At 61.7% G+C, this 21,928-nt stretch carries 11 protein-coding genes; 8 read left to right on the top strand and 3 right to left on the bottom strand.

Annotation, left to right across the window (positions count from 1 at the left end):
- Positions 1 to 124: 124 nt before the first annotated feature.
- On the top strand, positions 125 to 12,613 hold the full coding sequence (locus ABTV87_RS16245) for a filamentous haemagglutinin family protein (RefSeq protein ID WP_433897914.1): 12,489 nt from the start codon (positions 125 to 127) through the stop codon (positions 12,611 to 12,613).
- Positions 12,614 to 12,661: 48 nt separating this feature from the next.
- Here the strand turns inward: ABTV87_RS16245 and ABTV87_RS16240 are convergent, their stop codons facing one another.
- From ABTV87_RS16240 to ABTV87_RS16230, 3 genes are all read right to left on the bottom strand, one after another.
- Positions 12,662 to 13,003, bottom strand: a complete 342-nt coding sequence (locus ABTV87_RS16240; protein WP_081493596.1) for a type II toxin-antitoxin system RelE/ParE family toxin — start codon at positions 13,001 to 13,003, stop codon at positions 12,662 to 12,664.
- The gene (gene relB / locus ABTV87_RS16235; protein ID WP_007959401.1) at positions 12,936 to 13,130 is read right to left on the bottom strand and encodes a type II toxin-antitoxin system RelB family antitoxin; all 195 of its coding nucleotides are present in this window, start codon (positions 13,128 to 13,130) and stop codon (positions 12,936 to 12,938) included. The genes ABTV87_RS16240 and relB overlap by 68 nt, the downstream gene beginning before the upstream one ends.
- 254 nt (positions 13,131 to 13,384) lie before the next feature.
- On the bottom strand, positions 13,385 to 14,332 hold the full coding sequence (locus tag ABTV87_RS16230) for a SphA family protein (protein WP_007959403.1): 948 nt from the start codon (positions 14,330 to 14,332) through the stop codon (positions 13,385 to 13,387).
- Positions 14,333 to 14,544: 212 nt separating this feature from the next.
- Between ABTV87_RS16230 and ABTV87_RS16225 the strand changes: the two genes are divergently transcribed.
- The 7 genes from ABTV87_RS16225 to ABTV87_RS16195 all read left to right on the top strand — a co-directional run bounded on the left by ABTV87_RS16225 (position 14,545) and on the right by ABTV87_RS16195 (position 21,862).
- The gene (locus ABTV87_RS16225; RefSeq protein WP_007959404.1) at positions 14,545 to 15,579 is read left to right on the top strand and encodes an AraC family transcriptional regulator; all 1,035 of its coding nucleotides are present in this window, start codon (positions 14,545 to 14,547) and stop codon (positions 15,577 to 15,579) included.
- A 57-nt stretch (positions 15,580 to 15,636) separates the two neighbouring features.
- The gene (locus tag ABTV87_RS16220) at positions 15,637 to 16,524 is read left to right on the top strand and encodes a Dyp-type peroxidase (protein ID WP_433897913.1); all 888 of its coding nucleotides are present in this window, start codon (positions 15,637 to 15,639) and stop codon (positions 16,522 to 16,524) included.
- 9 nt (positions 16,525 to 16,533) lie between these two features.
- Positions 16,534 to 17,502 (top strand): Gfo/Idh/MocA family protein, encoded by a 969-nt coding sequence (locus ABTV87_RS16215; protein WP_433897912.1) that lies wholly within the window; start codon positions 16,534 to 16,536, stop codon positions 17,500 to 17,502.
- Between the two features lie 95 nt (positions 17,503 to 17,597).
- Positions 17,598 to 18,344 carry a GntR family transcriptional regulator gene (locus ABTV87_RS16210; protein ID WP_085603142.1) on the top strand — a complete coding sequence of 249 codons (747 nt, stop codon included), beginning with the start codon at positions 17,598 to 17,600 and terminating at the stop codon, positions 18,342 to 18,344.
- A gap of 2 nt (positions 18,345 to 18,346) precedes the next feature.
- The gene (locus tag ABTV87_RS16205; RefSeq protein WP_433897911.1) at positions 18,347 to 20,077 is read left to right on the top strand and encodes a fumarate reductase/succinate dehydrogenase flavoprotein subunit; all 1,731 of its coding nucleotides are present in this window, start codon (positions 18,347 to 18,349) and stop codon (positions 20,075 to 20,077) included.
- A 25-nt stretch (positions 20,078 to 20,102) separates the two neighbouring features.
- Positions 20,103 to 20,348, top strand: a complete 246-nt coding sequence (locus ABTV87_RS16200; RefSeq protein ID WP_007959413.1) for a 4Fe-4S dicluster domain-containing protein — start codon at positions 20,103 to 20,105, stop codon at positions 20,346 to 20,348.
- Positions 20,349 to 20,458: 110 nt separating this feature from the next.
- Complete coding sequence (locus ABTV87_RS16195) at positions 20,459 to 21,862, top strand: ABC transporter substrate-binding protein (protein ID WP_433897910.1); 1,404 nt, start codon at positions 20,459 to 20,461, stop codon at positions 21,860 to 21,862.
- Positions 21,863 to 21,928 lie beyond the last annotated feature (66 nt).

Genomic DNA, 21,928 nt, shown 5'->3' with positions numbered 1-21,928 from the left:
CACCTCAATCATGAAGTTTGTGTGACATCCGTTCGGTCGCGCCCCTCGCCAACTGCCTATGACGTAACAGCAGGTTTTTGCATGCCTGCGGCCTTGTGTGGCAATCAAAAAGGATCTCGTAGTGATGCTCGCTCGCCCATCCCGTCGTCGTACCAGCGTTCTGTCCTCCAAGCGTAAAACCGTCGAGCCGTCGCTGTGGTTGCTCAAACCGTTGGCGCACGCGGTGGCGTTGTGTCTGGTGGCGGGCAGCGCGCAGGCGCAGACGGCGTTCAGTTCGGGCTGGTTTGCTGCCAAGGGCGCGGCGCAACAGGCTGCGGCGGCGCGTCCGAGCGTGGGTGGCTTGCCTGGAATGACACCGCCGCTGGCCCAGCAGCAGAAGGCCAATGCGCAGTTGCAGCGCTCGATTCAGACCCTTAACAACACGGTCGCCGCGATTGCCGCGCAGCAGGCGGCGCAGGCGGCTGGGCGCGCCGCCGCGTTGGGCACGGTGCAGTTCGTGCCGGACGGCCTGGGTGAGGGCGGTCTGAAAGTCGACAACAGCCTGACCCAGGGCTGGCAGAACGCGAAAGGCCCGCAGCAGACCCAGGTCGATGGCAAGACCACGGTGAAGATCGAGCAGACTGCCGACAAGGCAATCCTCAACTGGGAAACCTTCAACGTCGGTCGCAACACCACGGTCGATTTTGCCCAGCAGTCGAACTGGGCAGTGCTCAACCGGGTCAACGATCCAAACGCCCGGGCCAGCCAGATTCAAGGCCAGATCAAGGGCAACGGCACGGTGATGCTGATCAACCGCAACGGCATCGTGTTCAGCGGCAGCAGTCAGGTGAACGTGCGCAATCTGGTAGCGGCAGCGGCGAACATCACCGATATCCAGTTCCGTGATCGGGGTCTGTATTTCGACAGCACCGGCAGTCAGCCGACATTCACCGATGCGGCCGGCAAAGTGCTGGTGGAGCGCGGCGCCTCGATTGAAACCCATAAACCGTCGGCTTCCACCGATGCCGGAGGCTATGCGCTGCTGCTCGGCAACGAAGTGCAGAACAACGGCAGCATCAGCACTGCCAAGGGTCAGACCGTGCTGGCCGCCGGTGACCGTTTCTACATCCGCAAGGGCTCGGGCACCGAAGGCAATGCGCTGTCGACCACCTTTGGCAGTGAAGTTATTCCGGGCTTCAAGGCCGGTGCCGTGGCGGGCAAGGTCAGCAACAACGGATTGATCCAGTCCGCGACGGGCGACATCACCCTGACCGGTCATGAGGTGGTGCAAAACGGCGTATTGCTCGCCAGCACGTCAGTGGCGACGCGGGGCACGATTCACCTTTCCAACCCGAGCACCGATACCAACGGCAGTGTGACGCTGGGGCAGGGCAGTGCCACGGCGATCATGCTCGACAGCAGCGACATGACCGCCCTCGACAGTCAGCATCAGGCCGCGCTGACGGGCGTCACGGCCAACAACCGGATCCGTGGCGACCAGTCGCGTATCGAGATTTCGAGTGGCGGCAGCGTCGAGTTCCAGAGCGGCTCCATCACCCTCGCCACAGGCGGCCAGGTCGCGGTCAGCGCGCAGCGTCGCAGTCTGGTGCGTGACGGCGCGATGATCGATGTGTCCGGTGCCATCGGCGTCAAGGTGGCGATGGAAAACAACAGCATCAAGATCAACGTGCAGGGCAACGAGCAGCGTGATGCGTCGGTCAACCGCGAGAAGGGCGCGCTCAACAGCAACGACATCTGGGTCGATATGCGCGAGCTGGTGTATGTGCCGGCCGGCACCAACGGCTATGCCACGGATCGCTGGTACACCGCCGGCGGCTTGCTGGAAGTCGGTGGTTATCTCGGCACCCAGGGTCACAGCGTCGGCGAGTGGATGGCGCAGGGTGGCACGGTGAGTTTCGCCGGCAACGACGTGGTCACCGAAAAGGGTTCGCTGATCAACCTGTCCGGCGGCACCCTGGATGTACAGAGCGGGCAGATCCGCCAGAGCTGGCTGCGTGGCGCAGACGGGCGCTTGTACGAAGTCTCTCGTGCGCCAGGGGATCTGCTCTACACCGGCTTGTACAAAGGTTATGAAGACAACAGCGAGCGCTGGGGCCAGACCAGCTACTTCTACAACCCGCTGATCGCCCCGCGTTCACGCTTCGAGTCGGGTTACACCGTGGGCCGCGATGCCGGGCAACTGGTGATTTCCACTGCCAGCGCCGTGCTCGACGGGCAGATGATCGGTGATGTGTACCAGGGCGAGCGGCAGAATCAGGCGCCGAAACCGGTGCTCGACGGTTATCAGCAGAGTCAGACCGCACTGGCCCGGCGTGCGCAATTGATTGTCGGCAGTTACGACCCGACCTTCGTCGCGGCGTCGAACGGCCTGCTCTACAGCCTCAATCCATTGCTCGATCAGGTGCAGATCGGTGGCACGCGCCCGGTCGCCGGCAATGATCTTGACTTGACCGGCGCGGTGTCCGATACCCGCAAGGGCAAGCTGTATCTCGATAACGATCAGCTCAACGGATTCCGCCTCGGTGCGCTCAAGGTTTCGGCCAAGGATCAGATCGCCGTTGACGGTGCGCTTACGGTCGACAGCGGTGGCGACATCACCCTCTACGCCCCGGATGTGCAGGTCGGCGCCGATCTGACTGCACGCGGTGGCAGTCTGCGCCTGGGCAACGTACTCAATCAGTTCAACGGCGGTACAAACACCGACACTCGCCTGGCGGCCAAAACCGACAAGGCGATACAAACCCGCATCGCCGAGGGCGTGCTTCTCGATACACGAGGCCTGTGGAGCAACCTGCGCACCAACCCGGACGATAACGCCAGCCTGGCGTATCTGAACGGTGGCCTGATATCGATCCGCAGCAGCGGCGATATCGACGTCGCTGCCGGCAGCCTGCTCGACGTTTCTTCCGGTGGCGCTGTGCTTGCCAATGGCAAGACGCGGGGTGGCAAGGGCGGCGACCTGACGCTGGAGTCGAGCGCCATTTCCGCGCCAGGAAAGACCCGTCTGAACCTCGACGGCGAACTGCGTGGGTACGGCGTCACGGGCGGCGGCACCCTGACGGTGCAGGCCAACAAAATACTCATCGGGCAAACGGACAAAACCCTGGCGGACAACACCCTGCAACTGTCCGCCGACCTGTTCAGCAAGGGATTCTCCGCCTACAACCTGATCGGCCTGAGCGGACTCGACGTTGCCGAAGGCACCGCAATCGACGTGAACTTGCCGGTCTACCGTTTCGGCGACGCGGCACCGAACGTGATCAGCAGCGTTGATCCGCGTACGGCGCTGGAGCTGTGGACTCCGACGCTGTTCCAGGAAAACCCGACCAAGGGCGTTCTGACTCAACGCGCCGGTGCCAGCCTGACGTTGCAAGGTGGCGTGACATTGGACGACCTGATCGATGCCGCCAACAGCACCCTGACGCTGGGCCGTGGCTCGCGCATCAGCGTCGACCCGGGACAAAGCATCAAACTGCGTGGCGCCGGGCAGATCACCGTCGGTGGTGAGCTATATGCAAGGGGCGGCACGATTGACATCCGTCAGCAACAGTTCGGCTCGATCAAGCCGGCGACGTCCATCCTGGTTGCCGATCCGAAGGCCCACGACCGTTCGATCTGGATCGGTGAGCAGGCCGTGCTGGATGTATCCGGCCAAGTCAGTACCGCAACGGACGTTCTGGGGCGCACCTATGGCCAGGTGGGCAAGGGCGGCAGCATCGTCATCGGCGGCGAGATCGACTCGAAGCTCGCCACAGCCACCGCTGCCGATGCTTACGTGATCGTACGACCAGGCGCACGGCTGGATGCCTCGGGTGCAGAGGCGTTGCTCGATATCGCCGGCCAGGGGCCGACCCGCATCGCTACTGACGGTGGTCGCATCAGCCTGAGTTCTTACAACGGTCTGTTCATCGAGGGCAGTCTGCGTGCGGTGGCGGGTGGTCTCGGGGCCGCTGGAGGACGTCTGGACATTGCCCTGGAATCACCGTTGTACGCGGACTCTGCGGACAACAAGGTGCGAGCGCCAAGGGAGATGATCATTGCTCAAGGCGCGGCTGATCAGCGATTGGGATCGGACCTGGAACCCGGCCATAGCGCTGACGGTTTGCGCTATGGGCAGGCGCGCTTGAGTGCCGATGGTTTGATGAGTGGTGGTTTCGATAACCTGAGTCTGCTCAGCAACGGTCTGCTGTCGTTCGACGGTGACGTGAATCTGCACATGAATCAGAGCCTGAGCCTGTATGCGGGCGCCTTGTCTCTGGCCGAGTCGTCGAACGATGCAACGCGTGTCGATGTCAGCGCACCCTATCTGCGCCTGTCCGGAGTCGGCACCTACTACGGCATCGTCGGTAAGGTTCGACCTCAGGCAACACTCAATCCGACGACCCGACTGTCAGAGGCCAGCTTCAATGCATCAGCGAATCTGCTGGATCTGAGTAACGGTCTGTCGTTCGGTACCCAGGGCGTGATCCGGCAAGTCAGCGGACCTGCCGCTGAATACAGCCGAAGGGCTTTTGGCCAGGTATCGCTCGACAGCAGCGGTGATCTGCGTTTCCTGGCACAGACCGATGGCGCGGAGAAGACCCGCCTGTGGACGCCGGGTGACTTGAGCCTTGGCGCTGCACAGATTTATCCCGCCAGCGGCGTCCAGGCTGAAGTGCGTGTCGGTTATCAGGGCTCGATTACGGCGCCGGCGCACACGTTGCGCATCAGCGGACGGGGTGCGGCGCCCGTTGCATTGCCGTACTCGGTGTTCGGCAAATTGAGTCTGTATGGCGGATACGTCGAGCAGGGAGGGGTGATTCGCGCACCGCTGGGCCAGATTTCCCTGGGTGACGACCTGTTGACCCAGACCCGCGAGGTTCATCTGCTTCCCGGCAGCCTGACCTCGGTCAGCGCTGCCGGCCTGGTCATGCCGTATGGCGGCACCACCGATGGCATCGACTACCTTTACAACGGCAAGTCCGTCGCCCTTGAGGGGATCACGGGCGAGAACACAGGCGTGGCAATCCGCTCGCAATTCATTGACGTACAGAGCGGCGCGATCATTGACCTTTCGGGCGGTGGCGATCTGCGCGGCGCCGGTTTCGTTTCCGGGCGTGGCGGCTCGACCGATGCGCGTTTCAACCCGCTGGTACGCAACGCCGCTGACGGTACGTTCAGCTTGCCGGGGCTGGCAAGCAACCCTGTCTACGCCATTGTTCCGGGCAATCAGAGTACCTACGCGCCCGTGCTCGCCGAAGCCGGTGCGGTGGACCCGCGTATCGGCCAGCAAATCACCCTTGGCAGCGGTGTGCCGGGGCTGCCGGCGGGCACTTACACACTGTTGCCTTCTACCTTCGCGCTGCTGCCCGGCGCGTTCCGGGTCGAGGTCAATGGTCAGGCCGCGCCAGGCGCGACGGCAGGCTCTTTGCAAATGCGCAATGGGTCGTGGACCAGCAACGCACAGATGTCGATTGCCAATACCGGGCTGCGCGACAGTCTGGCCAGTCAGGTCATTCTGACGTCGGCTGATGTGTTACGCCGTTATTCGCAGTACAACGAAACCGGATTCACTGCATTTATCCAGAGCGACGCCGCGCGCCGTGGCGTGCCAAGGGCGTTGGCACCGATGGATGGCAAGACGCTGGATTTGCGTCTTGTCGCTGGCGGCAAGCAAGACATTGCGCTTCAGTTCGCGGGTAACGCGTTATTCGCGGCAGCCGAAAATGGCAGGGTTGGCACAGCGGTGGTACGCAGTGGCAACGCCGGCGCAGATTTTGAAATCCTGGGTGCAGGGCATGCACCCACCGAAGGTTTCAAAGGCGTCTCTCTCTATGCCGATACCCTGAACAACCTGAATGCAGGACGTCTGACCGTCGGTGCAATGCCGAATGTGCGGTACACCGTGGAAGGTAATCTCATCGGTTTCCTGGGTGATAACTCCAGCATCGTTCTGCGTGAAGGGGCCGTGTTGTCGGCGCCGGAAGTCCTGTTGCGCACGACATCGGGCGCCGGCGGGATAACGGTCGAGGCGGGGGCGGGCATCAATACGCTGGGGCGCGGCAATGTCGCCTATGACTCCGCGGATGGCTATCTCTATAAACCGGGGTCCGCCAGCATGTTGTTGGTGTCCAACGGCTGGACCAATGTGCTGGCACCTGACCTCGGCAGCGGCGGCAACGTTCGTATCGGCAGCTGCGCGTCGGGCGCATGCAGCAACCCGGCGCTGCTTTATTCCAATGGCAGCATTACCGCCGCCACCAACGATCAGTTCGAGCTGGGTGAGACAGTACGTTTCGGTACCCGACACCTGGCGCTCGCCGTTGGCGCGGTGAATGTCGGCAATGCAGCGTCGCTGGCGGCGGCAGGCAACCGCGTACCCAATGGCCTGGTACTGAACCCGACTGTGCTTGACCGCCTGTTACGCGGCGACACCCAGTATGGTGCGCCAGCCCTTGAAACCCTGAGCCTGACCGCTCGCGATGCAATCAACTTCTTTGGCAGCGTGACCCTCGATACGCTGGATCCGCAGACCGGTCAGAGCAAGTTGCAGAATCTGTTACTCGTGACACCTGCGATTTACGGCTTGGGCGATGCCAATGATGTGGCGACCATCCGTACCAGCAATCTGATCTGGAACGGTGCCACTCAAAACCCGGGCACGGTGATCAAAGAGGGGGCCGGCACCGGAAAGGGGACGCTGGATATTCAGGCGCAACGCATCGAGCTGGGTTACGGGCCGATGCCACAACCCAATGGTCTGGATCAGAACAATCGTCTGGCGCTGGGTTTTGCCAACGTCAACCTGAGCGCCAGCGACCGTATCACCGCCAATCACAAAGGCAGCCTGGCGGTTTATCAGCAGCAGGGCGTCTACGACCCGGTCAAAGGCTACACCTACAGTGGCGGCAATCTGAATCTGCGCACACCGTTGCTGACCGGTGAAGCGGCATCGGTCAGTCTGCTCAAGGCCGGCAACAGCCTGACGCTCAGTGGCGCCGGGGCTGTCGGAGTGGCCAATGCCCTGGGGGCGGAGTTGAATCTTCAAGCCCGCGACGTCGTGCTCGACAGCCGTATCGCATTGGCCAGCGGCAAGCTGACGGTGAAGTCCGAGGGCGATCTGACCCTGGGCAGCGGAGCCGTGCTGGATATGGCCGGGCGCACCTTGCCGTTCAACGATGTCAGCAAGTACAGCTGGGGCGGCGATGTTTCGCTGTACAGCGCCAACGGAAATATCCGTCAGGCTGCGGGCTCGCGCATCGATCTGTCGGCGCAGAACAATCAGGCCGGCAACCTCAGCGTCGTCGCATTGGCGGACGCAGCCGGGATGGTCGACCTGCAAGGCGAGATTGTCGGCGGTAGCAGCGGTTACTACGACGCCGGGGGCACGTTGGTGCCGTACAAGGCCGGGGGCGTGGACATTCGTGCTCAACGCCTGGGCGGTGACGCCACTGAACAGTTCGCGGCGCTCAATCAGCGGTTGAACGCAGGTCAGGTGTTCGGCAGTCGCAGCCTGCAACTCAAGCAGGGCAATCTGGTGATCGGCGACGGTCTCAAGGCTGGCGAGGTCAATGTGTCGGTGGACAATGGCAGCCTGACGGTGGCCGGTCTGATCGATGCCAGCGGCGAACGTGTCGGCAGCATTCGTCTGTCGGCGAAAAACGGTCTGACCCTCGCGGGTAACAGCGTGCTCGACGCCCATGGTCGCGTGCTGCGGGTGGACAGCTACGGCAAGATCATCGATGCGCCGAACCGTGCCACGGTCGAACTCGGTTCCGGCGATGGCGTGCTCACGCTGGGCAGCGGCGCACGCATCGACCTGCGCCACGGTACCGATGCCGTGCCCGGTTTCCTCGCAGGGCAACATGACGGAATGCTGCGCGGCACGCTGGAACTGAACGCGCCACGCCTGGGCAACAATGACATCGCCATCGACGCCAGTGGTGCGCTGACCATTCAGGGCGCGCGTTCTATCGGGCTCAATGGTGTGCGCCGTTACACCGATGCCCGTGATGGTGTCGATCAGGCCGTCAGCGGGCGGCCTTATCAGGTCATCGATCAAGCCATGCTCGATCGCATTCACGGTGACAGCAACAACTTCATCAACGCCGCGCTGGGCAACAGTGATCTGCTGCAACGCAAACTGGCCGGGCTGAACAACGCCACCTACGCCGATGCATTCCATCTGCGGCCGGGCGTGGAAATCGCCAGCAAGACTGCCGACGGTGATCTGGTGGTGGAGGGCGATCTGGACCTTTCGGGCTATCGCTACGCCAGTCTCAATCCGCACACGCGGCTGAACCCTGCCGTTTACGGTTCAGGGGAGGCCGGCAGCCTGGTGATCCGTGCCGGCGGCAACCTCGATATTTACGGCAGCATCAACGACGGCTTCGCCCCGCCACCGGAAACCGTCGATGATGCCGGTTGGAAACTGATTGCCGGTGTGCAGCCGTTTGGCGGCGATCTGATCGTTCCGGGCACCGGCGTTTCGCTGGCCGAGGGAACGAGGTTCCCGGTGGGTGCAACGCTGAACTATGACGTGGCGATTCAGAGTGCGACCTTCGCCAGCGGTACGTTGCTGCCAGGTCAGGTGACCTTGAAAGAATCCTATACCTTCAGCGCCGGTACGGTGCTGGCTGGCGCCATTCACGACCAGAACGGCAATCTGCTGTACGCCGCAGGAACATTGCTCAGCGACAGCGTGACCTTGCCAGCCACTACGCGTCTGGGTGCAGGCATTCGCCTGAACAAGGCGACCGCACTGGACGCGATGACCTGGCCCAAGGGCGTGCCGCTTCCCGGGACTGTCGATGCAGACACCGGCAACACTGGCGGCGTTCTGTTGAGCGGTTCACTGGCCTTGTTGCGCGGGTCGCTGATTCCGTCAATGACGGACGTGAAGCTGGCCGACGGTACGTCACTGATCGAGTTGCGCCCGTTCAACGGCACGCAGCAGGGCAAGAACTGGGCAGTGGCGAGCATGTTGCCGTCTGGCAGTGCGTCGTGGTCGATGCGTGTGGTGGCCGGTGCCGATCTTGAGGCCGCCGATAACCGCATGGTCAAACCGGTGACCAGCGAAGGCAATTTGCGACTGGCGGATACGCACTATGGCGTGACGGTCACTCAAGGTGCCGCGAAACTGGTCTGGGCCGTCGGTAACCAGTATGGCTTCCCCGCCTATGAACCGATCCCCGAGGAGTACCTGATTCTGTGCGAGATCGGCCCTGGCGATTGCGCGCCGATGGCACGCTGGGTCTGGGCACCGGGCAGTGGCATGGGCGCCGATTACGAGCCCGTTCCGGATGACTACCTGATCCTCTGCGAACTGATGCCGGAATTGTGCCTGGAAAACAATCCGCAAAAATCCGCCAAGGCTCACACCCAGATGTTCAGTGTGCTGCGCACCGGTACGGGCGATCTCGACTTGATCGCGGCGGGCAATCTGAGCATGGACTCACCTTTTGGTGTGTACACCGCAGGGACGCAGTCGGCCAATGTCGATCCGCTCTATAACCAGCCACGCGGGCACCTTTCCGATACCAACTCGGTTCTGGGCAGCACGGGGGCCGACTACGAAAAATGGGTCAACGGTGGTACTGACAGCCTTTATCAGGCCTGGTATCCACAGCTGGGCGGTAACCTCACGGTCAATGCCGGTGGATCGATTTCCGGCGACTCGGTAGGGCATAAAGAGCAAACCACTTCCGGCGGTTTCCGCGACCAGATCGCCAGCGTCGCCGTCGGTAACTGGCTGTGGCGCCAGGGGACGGGCAGCGCCGATGTTCCAACCGCCTGGTGGATCAACTTCGGCAGTTACATCACTCAGCCGATACCGAACTCAACCAGCACCGACCCGTACCTGGTCGGGTTTACCGGCTTTGGTACGCTGGGCGGCGGCAACATCAGTTTGCGCGCCGGGGCTGACGCGGGCCTGTTGAAGCCCATGGGCGATTCGCGCAATTACCTGCGCAGTCAAGGGCTGATCGTGGCAGTCGGCAGCACAGGCAGAATCGGCAGCGATGGTAGCGTGCAGATGACCGGTGGCGGTGACATGGATATCCGCATAGGCGGTCAGCTCAACCCGTCGCTGCAAGCCCGGGCGGGTGATACCGGCACGGCGCGACCATTCCACGATCTGCAAGGTACGCTGATCAACCTGCGCGGCGCGGCACAATTGAGTGGCGGGGCTGTGGGCGGAATTGATCTGCAATACGGCGCGGCCTCGCAATTTAATGACCCGCGGGAGACGCGCGCTTTCGATCCGTTTACTTCCACGCTCAGCAAAGCTTCCGGTGGCCTGGTATTGATTCCCGGCGACTCGGGCATGAGCCTGAGCACCCGTGGCGATCTGGTGTTGGGCGGGGCCGGCGATCCGGGGCGAGTGAGCCTGCAGAACGCAACCCCTGTTTTCGACAGCAATGGGGACATCCAGAGAGGCGGGATCCTGAGCGGTTTTTCGTTGTGGACCGACCATACGGCGATCGACTTGTTTTCGGCGGGGGGCAATCTCACGCCCAGTACGCAGATCGCAGAGTTCGACGGTTCCAACAATCTGATCACTGGGCGAAACACTTCGCCTACGGACGGCCGGTTCGTCTATCCCTCCATCCTTCGGGCAGTGGCGGGGCAGGGGTCCATTTATGCCGGTCCGTCCGCCGCTTTTGACGGCGGACTTGGCAACAACCCGTTTAAAGCCTATTCGTTGCTGCTGGCGCCGGCGCAGTCAGGTCAGCTGGAATTGTTGGCGGGTGACTCGATCTACGCGGGTGGCTATGCGATCAATCAATCCGGTGCCAGTCCTTTGGCCATCGCTACACCATTCAATCCGGCGTTCAATCGCTTTGATGCCAATTCGCCAGGCTCACTGGTGGCCAGCAATTACAGCCGCGACGGTGTTGTTCCGGACGGAAACACGCGTTACCCGCTGTTCGCATTCGGTCCCAACAGCTATTCGGGATTGAGCAATGTTCAGCAGCCTGCACGCTTCTATGCGTTGACCGGTGATCTTGTGGGTGTACGCACAGGTGAGACCTTGAATTTCGAAATATCCAAACGTACCTGGTATGAGGCCGCCGGGCCGGTCTGGATGATCGCCGGTCGTGACATCGTCGCGTCAGGGACCAATCTTGGACAGCCAACCTCCGTGCAGCCCGAAGAGATGGGTATCAACCGCGAAAACATCACGTCCACCGGCAACCTGTTCGTCCACAATGATCCACGAGACGTATCGCGAGTGTCGGCGGGTCGCGACATTCTCTACAGCAGCTTCGATATCGCCGGGCCCGGTGTCCTCGATATCAATGCAGGGCGTAACATCCTCATGGAAAACCGCGCCAGCATCACCAGCCTCGGCTCGCTGGTCGCAGGCGATAAACAACCGGGCGCCAGCGTGGTATTGCAGGCGGGGGCAGGGGCGCAAGGTCCGGATTATTCGCGGTTCATCGCCCGTTACCTGAACCCGCAGAACCTCGCCGACCCGAATGCGTCGCTTAACGGGCAACCGGGCAAAGTGGTCAAGACTTACCTCGACGAGCTGCAGAGCTGGCTGACCCTCGGCTATGGCTTCAGCGGCAACGCCGAACAGGCGCAAGCCTTCTTCGCTGCACTGCCGAGTACCGAGCAGGCGATCTTCGCCCGTCAGGTGTATTTCGCCGAATTGCGTGCCGGCGGTCTTGAGTACAACGACGTCGACGGCCCGCGCAAAGGCAGTTACCTGCGTGGTCGCAATGCCATTGTTTCGCTGTTCCCGACCGTCGATGTGGCCGGTAACCCGATCCGTTATGACGGTGATATCACTCTTTATGGGGGCGCCGGGGTCAAGACGCTGTTCGGTGGTGACATCCAGATGCTCACCCCGGGCGGTGGTCAGGTGTTCGGCATCGAGGGCGCGGCGCCACCGTCCACGGCGGGGATCATCACCCAGGGTTCGGGCAACATTCAGCTCTATTCCCAGGGCAGCATTCTGCTGGGACAGAGCCGGATCATGACGACGTTTGGTGGCTCGATCCTTGGCTGGTCAGCCGAGGGCGACATCAACGCCGGTCGCGGTTCGAAAACCACCGTGGTCTACACCCCGCCGAAACGCGTTTACGACACCTGGGGCAACGTGACCCTGTCGCCATCGGTGCCGAGCACCGGCGCCGGTATCGCCACGCTCAACCCGATTGCTGAAGTGGCGCCGGGGGACATCGACCTGATCGCGCCGCTGGGCACCATCGATGCGGGCGAGGCGGGGATTCGCGTCTCGGGCAACGTCAACATCGCCGCGCTGACGGTGGTCAACGCCGCCAACATCTCGGTGCAGGGCAAGGCGACCGGCGTGCCGGTGGTCTCGGCGGTCAACACCGGGGCGATCACCTCGGCCAGTTCCGCTGCGTCCTCGGCAACCCAGGCGGCCGAAGACGTCGCCCGTCAGCAGCAAGCCGCGTCGCGCCAGAATCAGGCTTCGGTATTCACCGTGCAGGTGCTCAGCTTCGGCAACGAACAACTGGCCCCGACCCGCGATGGCGCCAGCCGCGCACCGACACCGGGCTACAACCCCAACAGCCCGGTGCAGGTGCTGGGCGCCGGGGCGCTGGATGAACAGGCGAAGCAGCAGCTGACCGAGGAGGAGCGGGGACAGCTGACGTTGTAAAGGACTCTCGTGTAGTACGCTTCGGGCGGCCGTTTGGCCGCCCTTTTTTTATGTTGCTGAAGTTGAGGGGTATTTTTGTCGGGCGTGAAGCACCCTCAGTATTTTGATATGGCCATTCACTCGATAAACCAGCAGATAGTTCGGATGAATCACCATTTCGCGAGTGCCAGGTACTCGGCCGGGTCGGTAACCATAAGGTATTGATGAAAGTCGCTGTGCTGCTGCACCCACCTTGTTTCTTAGCGAAATTGAAGCGTTGGTGTTGTGTTGCTCGATGTATTTGAAGATATCAGCCAGTTGACGCGAGGACTTGCTGCTCCATTCAAGCAGCAGAGCGGCGCTTCCTGCGCATCTCTTCCAGCATCTGGTCGAGCATTGCCATAACTTCATCATGGGGAATGCCAGGACTTGGATCATCAAGTGCATCCTGTACCTCCGCACGAAACCAGCGATCGTAGCTCTCTGCCTCTTCTTCGGATTCGAAGTCAGAGTAAAACGGGGAATGCAATATGCTCATAGTGATCTCCGTGATCAATTTCAGCAGTTTAAGGGGGAATGGCCCATTGTCGTCACTGGCAGACGATGTACCCCATGAGCCCTTGAAGAACCATGGGATAACGAAGCCCAGTATCTGCAAGCACCCCTTTGAAATCTGCCGGACGTTTCCCACCGTTGTCCGGCAATCTCGACCGCCGCTGTAGGCCTATTCCTCCTCTCTGTTTTTCAGGTTCCCAGCCTACAAATCCGCGCGCGCCTTCCTACAAAATGCACTCAGAACGCATACGGAATACTCACCTTCGCCCACAACATTTCCCCCTCTGGCCGGTTCTCCACGTCGAATTCCTTGGCCCAGCGAATCTCGGCGCTGGCGTACTTGAGGAAGGTGAAGTGCAGCGCCGGGCCGATGGCGAAGACCTTGCCGCGTACGCCGTCGTTCACGTCTTCGCCGGCGAATTGCACGGTGTGGCCGAACTGTTTGTCGTCGGTGGTCTGCTTGAGGTAGTAACCGTTGATGCCGAGCATCAGGTCGTCGGTGATCTTGTAGCTGGCCGAATAATCGAAGTGGAAGATCTGCCCGGATTTGTAGTCGGTGTCCTTGTTCTTCTCGTTGAAGCTGTAGGTGGTCTTCATCGAGACTTCGGTCTTGTCCGTCGGCAGCCAGGTGAAGGAGAACAGCGGTTTGTAGGTGTAGAAATTGTTGCTGGTGTTGGCCAGCCGGTCGACGCTGTATTCGCCGGTGGGCACGGTGATTTCCACGGCGGCGCCGAGGGTCAGGTCCTTGCCCATGTCCCACAGGATGATCGGCGCGATGGTGGTATCGCCCATGCCTTCACGGGTGTCGCTCAGGCCGAACACCGAGACTTCCTGTTTGAGCCACGGCTGGGCGATGTAACCGGCCAGGCGCCCGCCGAAGATCCGCACCGGGCTCAGGTAGTCGAGGCGCGGGATCACGGCGGTGGATTCGATCTCGACATTCGGCACCTTGCCGCCGAACGAGCTGATGTTGAGCTTCCGCGCCTTGTAGTGGTTGTAGTAGAGGTTGAAGGCGACCATGTTCTCCGGAAGGCTGTCGACTTCCATCGGCAGCATGAAGAAGCCGTCGGTGCCGGGGCCGATGTTGTCGACGCCGGCTTCGGTGGCCAGCGCCGGCAGGGTCGCGGCGCAGCCAAGCAGGCTCAGCGCCAGTCGCAGAGGGAATGTCGCGCGGTTCGGGGTCATGTCCGTCCTCATTATTATTGTGTTTTGGGCGCAACGCCGGCACGCAGGGCGCCCGGCCACTATAGAAATAAGCCCTTGGCGCACGCCGCGGCAGGGTATTGGCGGACACGGAAGGGGGCTTCTGCGGACAGCCCGTCAACCCTGTGCTAACTTCCTTCGACATAACCGGTAACAAAAATAACAATTCAGCGTGATCCGGAATGTCAGCCTCCATGAACGTAAAAGTCCAAGACCCGACCTTCGAACTGGCGCTGGTGTCGCCATTTCTCCTGCAAACCCTGGCCGAAGTCGCCGCCAACAAGGGCATCGAGCCGCAAAGCCTGTGCCGTGGCCTGGGTTTTGATTTCGAGGATTTGCAGGATCCGGCGCAGCGGATTTCCTACCGCCAGGCCGTGGCCATGATCCAGCGTGCGCTTAAGGCTTTACCCAATCAGGGACTGGGCCTGTGGGTCGGGGCGCAGAACGTGCTCGGTACGCTGGGGCTGCTCGGGCATGTGTTGTCGCTGTGCAAGACCTTGCGCGACGCGTTCGAAATCGGGGTTCGGCATCAACACACTTCCGGCGGAATCGTTGTTTCCAGCGTCGATGTGGTGGGCGATCAGGTGTACGTCGACGTCGAATGCCGGTTGCCATTCGCCGAAGTGCAGGTGTTTGCGGTTGAAGAGTTTTTCGCCAGCCTGCTGGTCTACGGCCGGGCGCTGGTGGGCGAGACGTTCAAGCCGATTGCCGTGGAGTTCATGCACGCCGCGCCGGATTACGTGGATGAGTACCGGCGGCTGCTGGGGCCGGAGGTGCGCTTCGGGTGTCTGCACAATCGCATGCTGATCGACGTGCAATGGCTGGATGTGAACCTGCCCAATCATCATTCGCTGGCGCTGCGTCAGGCGGTCAAGTTGCTGGAGCTGGAAGCGGCGCAGGTTCACCAGAAACTCGATCTGATCCAAGCTGTGGAGCGGGCGATTGCCCGGGATCTGAGTCGGGGCAGTCACATTGAAAAGATTGCTGGTGACTTGAATATGAGCAGCCGTACTTTGCGCCGGCGGTTGACTGAACATTCGCTAACGTTTGAGGCGCTGCTGGAGCAGGTGCGCCAGGCACGCACCATGAGTTTGCTGGCCAATCCTGATATGCCGATCGAGCGGATTACCGAGGAAGTCGGTTACAGCGACGTTCGCAGTTTTCGGCGGGCGTTCAAGCGCTGGACGGGGAAGAGTCCGAGTGCGTGGCGCAGCGAGTGCGTCATCTGATCCCACACAAATCCTCCGGCTACAGTTAAACTCCGCGCTCTTTCCCAAGGAGTTCACATGAGTTACTACCAGCCGGGCATCCTCGCCACCCCAGTTCCGCCGCAAGCACGTCACCTGTTTTTCGCCCTCGAATCGGTTGAAGCGCTGCCGCAGGCGATCGACAACCTGCTGAACCTGGTGGACGGCAAGTCGGCGGTGGTCGGTTTCGGTGAATCCCTGGCCAAGGCCCTGAATGTGAACATCGACGGCCTGCGCAGCTTCCCGGCGCTGACCGGCGTCGGCGTGGAAAACCCGTCGACCCAGCACGCCCTGTGGGTCTGGCTGCACGGCGTCGATCGTGGCGAGCTGCTCAACCGCAGCACCGCGCTTGAGGCCGCACTGGCCCCGGCGCTGCGTCTGGTGCAGATGCAGGAAGCTTTCCGCCACAAGGACGGTCACGACCTCACCGGTTATGAAGACGGCACTGAAAATCCGCATGACGAAGCCGCCATCGCCGCCGCACTGCAAAGTGAAGGCGCTGACGGTCTGGTCGGCGGTAGCTTCGCCGCGATCCAGCAATGGCAGCATGACCTCAAGGGTTTCCATGCGCTGTCCGCCGAAGACAAGGACAACATCATGGGCCGTCGCCTGAGCGACAACGAAGAGATCGACGACGCGCCGGTGTCCGCCCACGTCAAACGCACCGCCCAGGAAAGCTTCGCCCCGGAAGCCTTCGTCTTGCGTCGTTCGATGCCGTGGATCGAAGGCGACCGCGCCGGCCTGATGTTCCTGGCGTTCGGTTTCTCCCTCGACGCCTTCGAAGCGCAATTGCGCCGCATGAGCGGTCTGGAAGATGGCATCACCGACGGTCTGTATCGCATCAGCCGGCCGATCACCGGCGGCTACTACTGGTGCCCGCCGCTGCAAAACGGCCACCTCGACCTGCGCGCACTGCGCATCGGCTGAGGCACAAGCATGAACGTGGTGCGTTGGGGCATGATCGGTTGCGGCAGCGTCGCTGAACGCAAGAGCGGGCCGGCCTTCTACAAGGCGCCCGGTTCGGCGTTGGTGGCGGTGATGGGGCGACGCCTCGAAGCCGTGACCGATTACGTCACGCGCCACGGCATCGCCCGGACGTACACCGACGTCGATGCCCTTATCAACGACCCCGAGGTGGACGCGGTGTACATCGCCACGCCCCCCGACAGTCACCACGCCTACAGCCTGAAAGTCGCCGCCGCCGGCAAGCATTGCTGCGTGGAAAAACCCATGGCCCTCAACGCCGGGCAAAGCCGCGAGATGCAGCAGGTGTTTGCCGACGCCGGTCTGCACCTGTTCGTCTCCTATTACCGCCGTTCGCTGCCGCGTTTCCAGCAGGTTCGGCAATGGCTGGAGCAGGGCCGCATCGGCGAAGTCCGGCACTTGAGCTGGACGCTGACCAAGGCACCATCGCCCAAGGATCTGGACGGCAGCGCAAACTGGCGCACCGATCCGGCGGTGGCCGGTGGCGGGTATTTCGCGGATCTGGCCAGCCATGGGTTTGATCTGTTCCAGTACCTGCTCGGCGACATCGTTGAAGTCGCCGGCTTCACCGCGCGCCAAGCCGGGTTGTATGCGGCGGAAGATGCGGTCAGCGCCAGTTGGCGATTCGCCTCGGGCGCGTTGGGCATGGGCTGCTGGAGCTTTGTTGCGGACCGGCGCGAGGATCGGGTCGAGATCATCGGCAGCCAAGGGCGAATCGGTTTTTCGGTGTTCGACGAGCATCCGGTCGAGCTGCATGCCGATGAACACATCAGCCTGGAAATCCCCCATCACGAACACATCCAGTGGCACCACGTGCTGGGCATGAACGCGCAGATTCGCGGTGAGTCGCAGCACCCGGCAATCGCCGCCGAAGCCCTCAAGACCGATTGGGTCATGGATCAGATCCTCAAGCGCCACTGAAGGCGCATCTAAGGTTATGCCCAAACAATATTTCTCAAGCTTGTCATAACGTCTCTAAGATCACGTCATAACTCGTTATAACAAGTGATCCCGTGATGACCGATAACGTTCTCTCCCTTGGCAGCGTTCCTCTGCACACCCAACTGCGCGACGTGCTGCGCGCCCGGATTCTCGACGGCGAATACCCGCAAGACAGCCAGATGCCGTCCGAAAGCGAGCTCGGCACGCTGTTCAAGGTCAGCCGCATCACCGTGCGCCAGGCCCTGGGCGATCTGCAGAAAGAAGGGCTGATCTTCAAGATCCACGGCAAAGGCACCTTCGTCGCCAAACCCAAAACCTTTCAAAACGTCAGCACCCTGCAAGGCCTCGCCGAGTCCATGACCGGCCGTGGCTACGAGGTGATCAACCGCCTGCGCAGCTTCAAATTCATCGCCGCCGACAAACTGGTCGCCGAGCGTTTGCAGGTCGCCGAAGGCGAAATCGTCGCGCAGATAAAGCGTGTACGGCTGATCAACCGTGAGCCGATCTCGCTGGAAATCACCTACCTGCCCAAAGCCGTCGGCGAACGGCTGGAGAAGGCTGATCTGGTCACCCGCGACATCTTCCTGATCCTCGAAAACGACTGCGGCATCGCCCTCGGCCACGCCGATCTGGCCATCGACGCGGTGCTGGCCGACAGCGACCTGACCCAGGCGCTGAACGTCGAGGCCGGCTCGCCGATCATGCGCATCGAGCGTCTGACCCACGACGCCAACGGCCAGCCGCTGGACTTCGAACACCTTTACTACCGTGGCGATGCGTTCCAGTACCGCCTGCGGATCGACCGGCAAAAAGGGGCCTGAACATGACCCGCAATACTCTCGAACAGGAATACGACATCGTCGTGATCGGCGGCGGCACCGCCGGCCCGATGGCCGCGATCAAGGCCAAGGAAAAGAACAAGGAATTGCGCGTGCTGTTGGTCGACAAGGCCAACGTCAAACGCAGCGGCGCGATCAGCATGGGCATGGACGGCCTGAACAACGCGATCATTCCCGGCCACTCGACGCCGGAGCAGTACACCAAGGAAATCACCATCGCCAACGACGGCATCGTCAATCAGGCGGCGGTCTATGCCTACGCGACGCACAGTTTTGAAACCATCGAACAACTCGACCGCTGGGGCGTGAAGTTCGAGAAGGACGAAACCGGCGATTACGCGGTGAAGAAAGTCCACCACATGGGCGCCTATGTGCTGCCGATGCCGGAAGGGCACGACATCAAGAAAGTCCTCTATCGCCAGTTGAAGCGGGCGCGGGTGAGCATCACCAACCGCCTGGTCTGCACCCGTTTGCTGACCGACGAGGAGGGCGCCGTCAACGGTGTGATGGGGTTTGACTGCCGCACCGCCGACTTCCATGTGATCAAGGCCAAGGCAGTGATCCTCGCTTGCGGTGCGGCCGGGCGACTCGGTCTACCGTCCTCGGGTTACCTGATGGGCACCTACGAAAACCCGACCAATGCCGGCGACGGTTACGCGATGGCGTATCACGCCGGTGCGGAACTGGCGAACCTCGAGTGCTTCCAGATCAACCCGCTGATCAAGGATTACAACGGCCCGGCCTGCGCCTATGTCACCGGCCCGTTGGGCGGCTACACCGCCAACAACAAGGGCGAACGCTTTATCGAGTGCGACTACTGGAGCGGGCAGATGATGTGGGAGTTCCACCAGGAACTGGAAAGCGGCAACGGTCCGGTGTTCCTCAAGCTCGATCACCTGGCCGAGGAAACCATCCAGAACATCGAGGAAATCCTGCACAGCAACGAGCGCCCGAGTCGCGGCCAGTTCCACGCCAATCGCGGCACCGATTACCGCACGCAGATGGTCGAGATGCACATCTCGGAAATCGGTTTTTGCAGCGGCCACTCGGCGTCCGGGGTGTGGGTCAACGAGCGCGCCGAAACTTCGGTGAAAGGTTTGTACTCGGCCGGTGACATGGCCGCTGTGCCGCACAACTACATGCTCGGCGCATTCACCTACGGCTGGTTCGCGGGTAGTAACGCTGCCAAGTTTGTCGCCGGGCGCGAGTTCTCCGCGCTGGATGCCGAGCAGATCGAAAAGGAAAAAGCCCGGGTCTACGCACCGCTGGATCGCGAACACGGTCTGCCGCCGGCCCAGGTCGAGTACAAGCTGCGACGCTTCGTCAACGACTACCTGCAACCGCCGAAAGTGACCAAGAAAATGGAAATCGGCCTGCAACGCTTCAGCGACATCGAGCGCGATCTCAACGAGATGAAGGCCAACAACGCCCACGAACTGATGCGCGCCATGGAAACCAGCGTGATTCGCGACTGCGCCGAAATGGCCGCCCGCGCCTCGCTGTTCCGCGCCGAAAGCCGCTGGGGCCTGTACCACTACCGCGTCGATCACCCGCAACGGGACGACCGCGAATGGTTCTGCCACTGCCACCTGAAGAAGGGCGAAGACGGGCGCATGACCAGTTTCAAAAAAGCCGTCGAGCCTTACATCATCCCGCTCGATGCCGAAGAAATGCAGGCTTACGACCGCCTTCGGGTCGGCGCTTTCGCCGCTTGATGCACCACTAGAGAGAGTCCGAACCATGGCCTATCAAGCCCAGGAAATTTTCTTCCGCTCCAATGCCCCCGTCACCGTGGACGAGGACAAATGCATCGCCGAAAAGGGCTGCACCGTGTGCGTCGACGTCTGCCCGATGGACCTGCTGGCGATCAACCCGGCCACGCAAAAGGCCTACATGGCGTTTGATGAATGCTGGTACTGCATGCCTTGCGAAAAGGACTGCCCGACCGGCGCGGTGAAAGTCGAAATCCCGTATCTGCTTCGCTAAAACGCTATCCGGCAACACCGGACGCCTGATTCAACACACCCCTCGTTTCCCACCGCGCCCTGATCGCGGCGGAGACGAACATCCTATAAATGATTCGAGGGGATTCAACCATGTTGCGTGCAGCAATCGCCGGTCTGGTACTGGCTTCGTTCACCTTGTCGGCCTCGGCCGAAACCATCCGCATTGCCATCGGCACCCAGGACACCACCATCAACTGCGCCGCCGGCGGCCTGTTGATTCGCGAGCTGGGCCTGCTCGACAAATACCTGCCTCACGACGGCGCCTACAAGGACGCCAAGTACGACGTGCAGTGGAAGAACTTCACCAGCGGCGCGCCGCTGACCAACGAGATGGTCGCCGGCAAACTCGACTTCGGCGCCATGGCCGATTTCCCCGGTGCGTTCAACGGCGTAGCGTTCGAAACCGCCGGCAAACACAGCCTGTTCATCAGCGTGCTGTCGGGCAGTATCAAGGGCAGCGGCAACGGCATCGTGGTGCCGAGCGCGTCCGGCGTGCAGTCGTTGAGCGAGCTCAAGGGCAAGACCATTTCCGTGCCGTTCGCCTCCACCGCCCACGGCATGTTGCTGCGCGCCGTGGCGGAGCAAGGCTGGGATCCGCTGAAGGACGTGAACATCATCGCCCAGCCGCCAGAGGTCGCAGGCTCCGCGTTGCAGGCCGGCAAGATCGACGCCCACGCCGACTTCGTGCCGTTCGCCGAACTGTTCCCGAGCCGCGGCTTCGCCCGCAAGATCTACGACGGCGCCCAGGCCAATGCGCCGACTTTCCACGGTGCGCTGGTAGATCAGGCCTACGCGAAAAAGTACCCGGAAATCGTCGTCGCCTACCTGCGTGCCAGCATCGAAGCCAATCAACTGCTGGCCGCCGAACCGGAGAAATACAGCGAACTGATCGCCAAGGTCACCGGCGTCGATGCCGAGGTCAATTACCTGTTCCACGGCCCGCTCGGCGTGCAGACCCGCGACCTGAGCTGGAAGCCGGAATATCGCCAGGCTGTGGGCACCGCGATTGACACGTTGAAGCTGCTGAAGAAGGCCGATCGCGGGCTCGATCTGAATACCTTTATCGACGATCAGTACATCCGCGCGGCGTTCAAGGCTTCGAATCTGGATTACACCGCGCAACTGGCCAACTACGCGCAAACGCCGTTGAAGTCGGTCGATGCGGTGACTGGGAAAGCCATATCGGATTTCAGCCATGTCGCGGAAATCTGGGTGCGGGGTGAGGACAAGGTCCGGCGGTATGCCTCGGCTGAGGAGGCGTTTACCGCACTGGCCGGCCTGAAGGCGGAAGGCAAGAACATCCGGGCGGTGTATGCGCAGGCGAGTGACAGCGGGATCAAGTTGCTGGCGGAACAGGCGTGGTTTGCCAGTGATGCGAAGGGGCGCCTTAGCGCGTTTTTGCTCAAGGGGCAGGCGCAGCAATACGCGTCGGCGCAGGGCGGGAAGGTGTTCGACTTCACCGATGCCACGACCCAGGCCGTTGCCAGTCGTTAACTCAAACGTAGATCGTTCCCACGCTCTGCGTGGGAATGCCGCCATGGACGCTCTGCGTCCACTGTG

This window comes from Pseudomonas sp. PSE1(2024) (assembly GCF_050990555.1).
In the GTDB taxonomy this organism is placed as follows: domain Bacteria; phylum Pseudomonadota; class Gammaproteobacteria; order Pseudomonadales; family Pseudomonadaceae; genus Aquipseudomonas; species Aquipseudomonas aphyarum.
Note: the sequence above shows the minus strand (reverse complement) of the source record. Positions and strands in the feature narration are given on the sequence as shown.

Bases quoted from the DNA above. Each gene is read 5' to 3' on its own strand.
- ABTV87_RS16230 (WP_007959403.1), bottom strand. From the start codon at position 14,332: ATGACCCCGAACCGCGCGACATTCCCTCTGCGACTGGCGCTGAGCCTG.
- ABTV87_RS16245 (WP_433897914.1), top strand. From the start codon at position 125: ATGCTCGCTCGCCCATCCCGTCGTCGTACCAGCGTTCTGTCCTCCAAG.
- ABTV87_RS16210 (WP_085603142.1), top strand. From the start codon at position 17,598: ATGACCGATAACGTTCTCTCCCTTGGCAGCGTTCCTCTGCACACCCAA.
- ABTV87_RS16225 (WP_007959404.1), top strand. From the start codon at position 14,545: ATGAACGTAAAAGTCCAAGACCCGACCTTCGAACTGGCGCTGGTGTCG.
- ABTV87_RS16220 (WP_433897913.1), top strand. From the start codon at position 15,637: ATGAGTTACTACCAGCCGGGCATCCTCGCCACCCCAGTTCCGCCGCAA.
- ABTV87_RS16195 (WP_433897910.1), top strand. From the start codon at position 20,459: ATGTTGCGTGCAGCAATCGCCGGTCTGGTACTGGCTTCGTTCACCTTG.
- ABTV87_RS16205 (WP_433897911.1), top strand. From the start codon at position 18,347: ATGACCCGCAATACTCTCGAACAGGAATACGACATCGTCGTGATCGGC.
- ABTV87_RS16240 (WP_081493596.1), bottom strand. From the start codon at position 13,003: ATGAAGTTATGGCAATGCTCGACCAGATGCTGGAAGAGATGCGCAGGA.
- relB (WP_007959401.1), bottom strand. From the start codon at position 13,130: ATGAGCATATTGCATTCCCCGTTTTACTCTGACTTCGAATCCGAAGAA.
- ABTV87_RS16200 (WP_007959413.1), top strand. From the start codon at position 20,103: ATGGCCTATCAAGCCCAGGAAATTTTCTTCCGCTCCAATGCCCCCGTC.
- ABTV87_RS16215 (WP_433897912.1), top strand. From the start codon at position 16,534: ATGAACGTGGTGCGTTGGGGCATGATCGGTTGCGGCAGCGTCGCTGAA.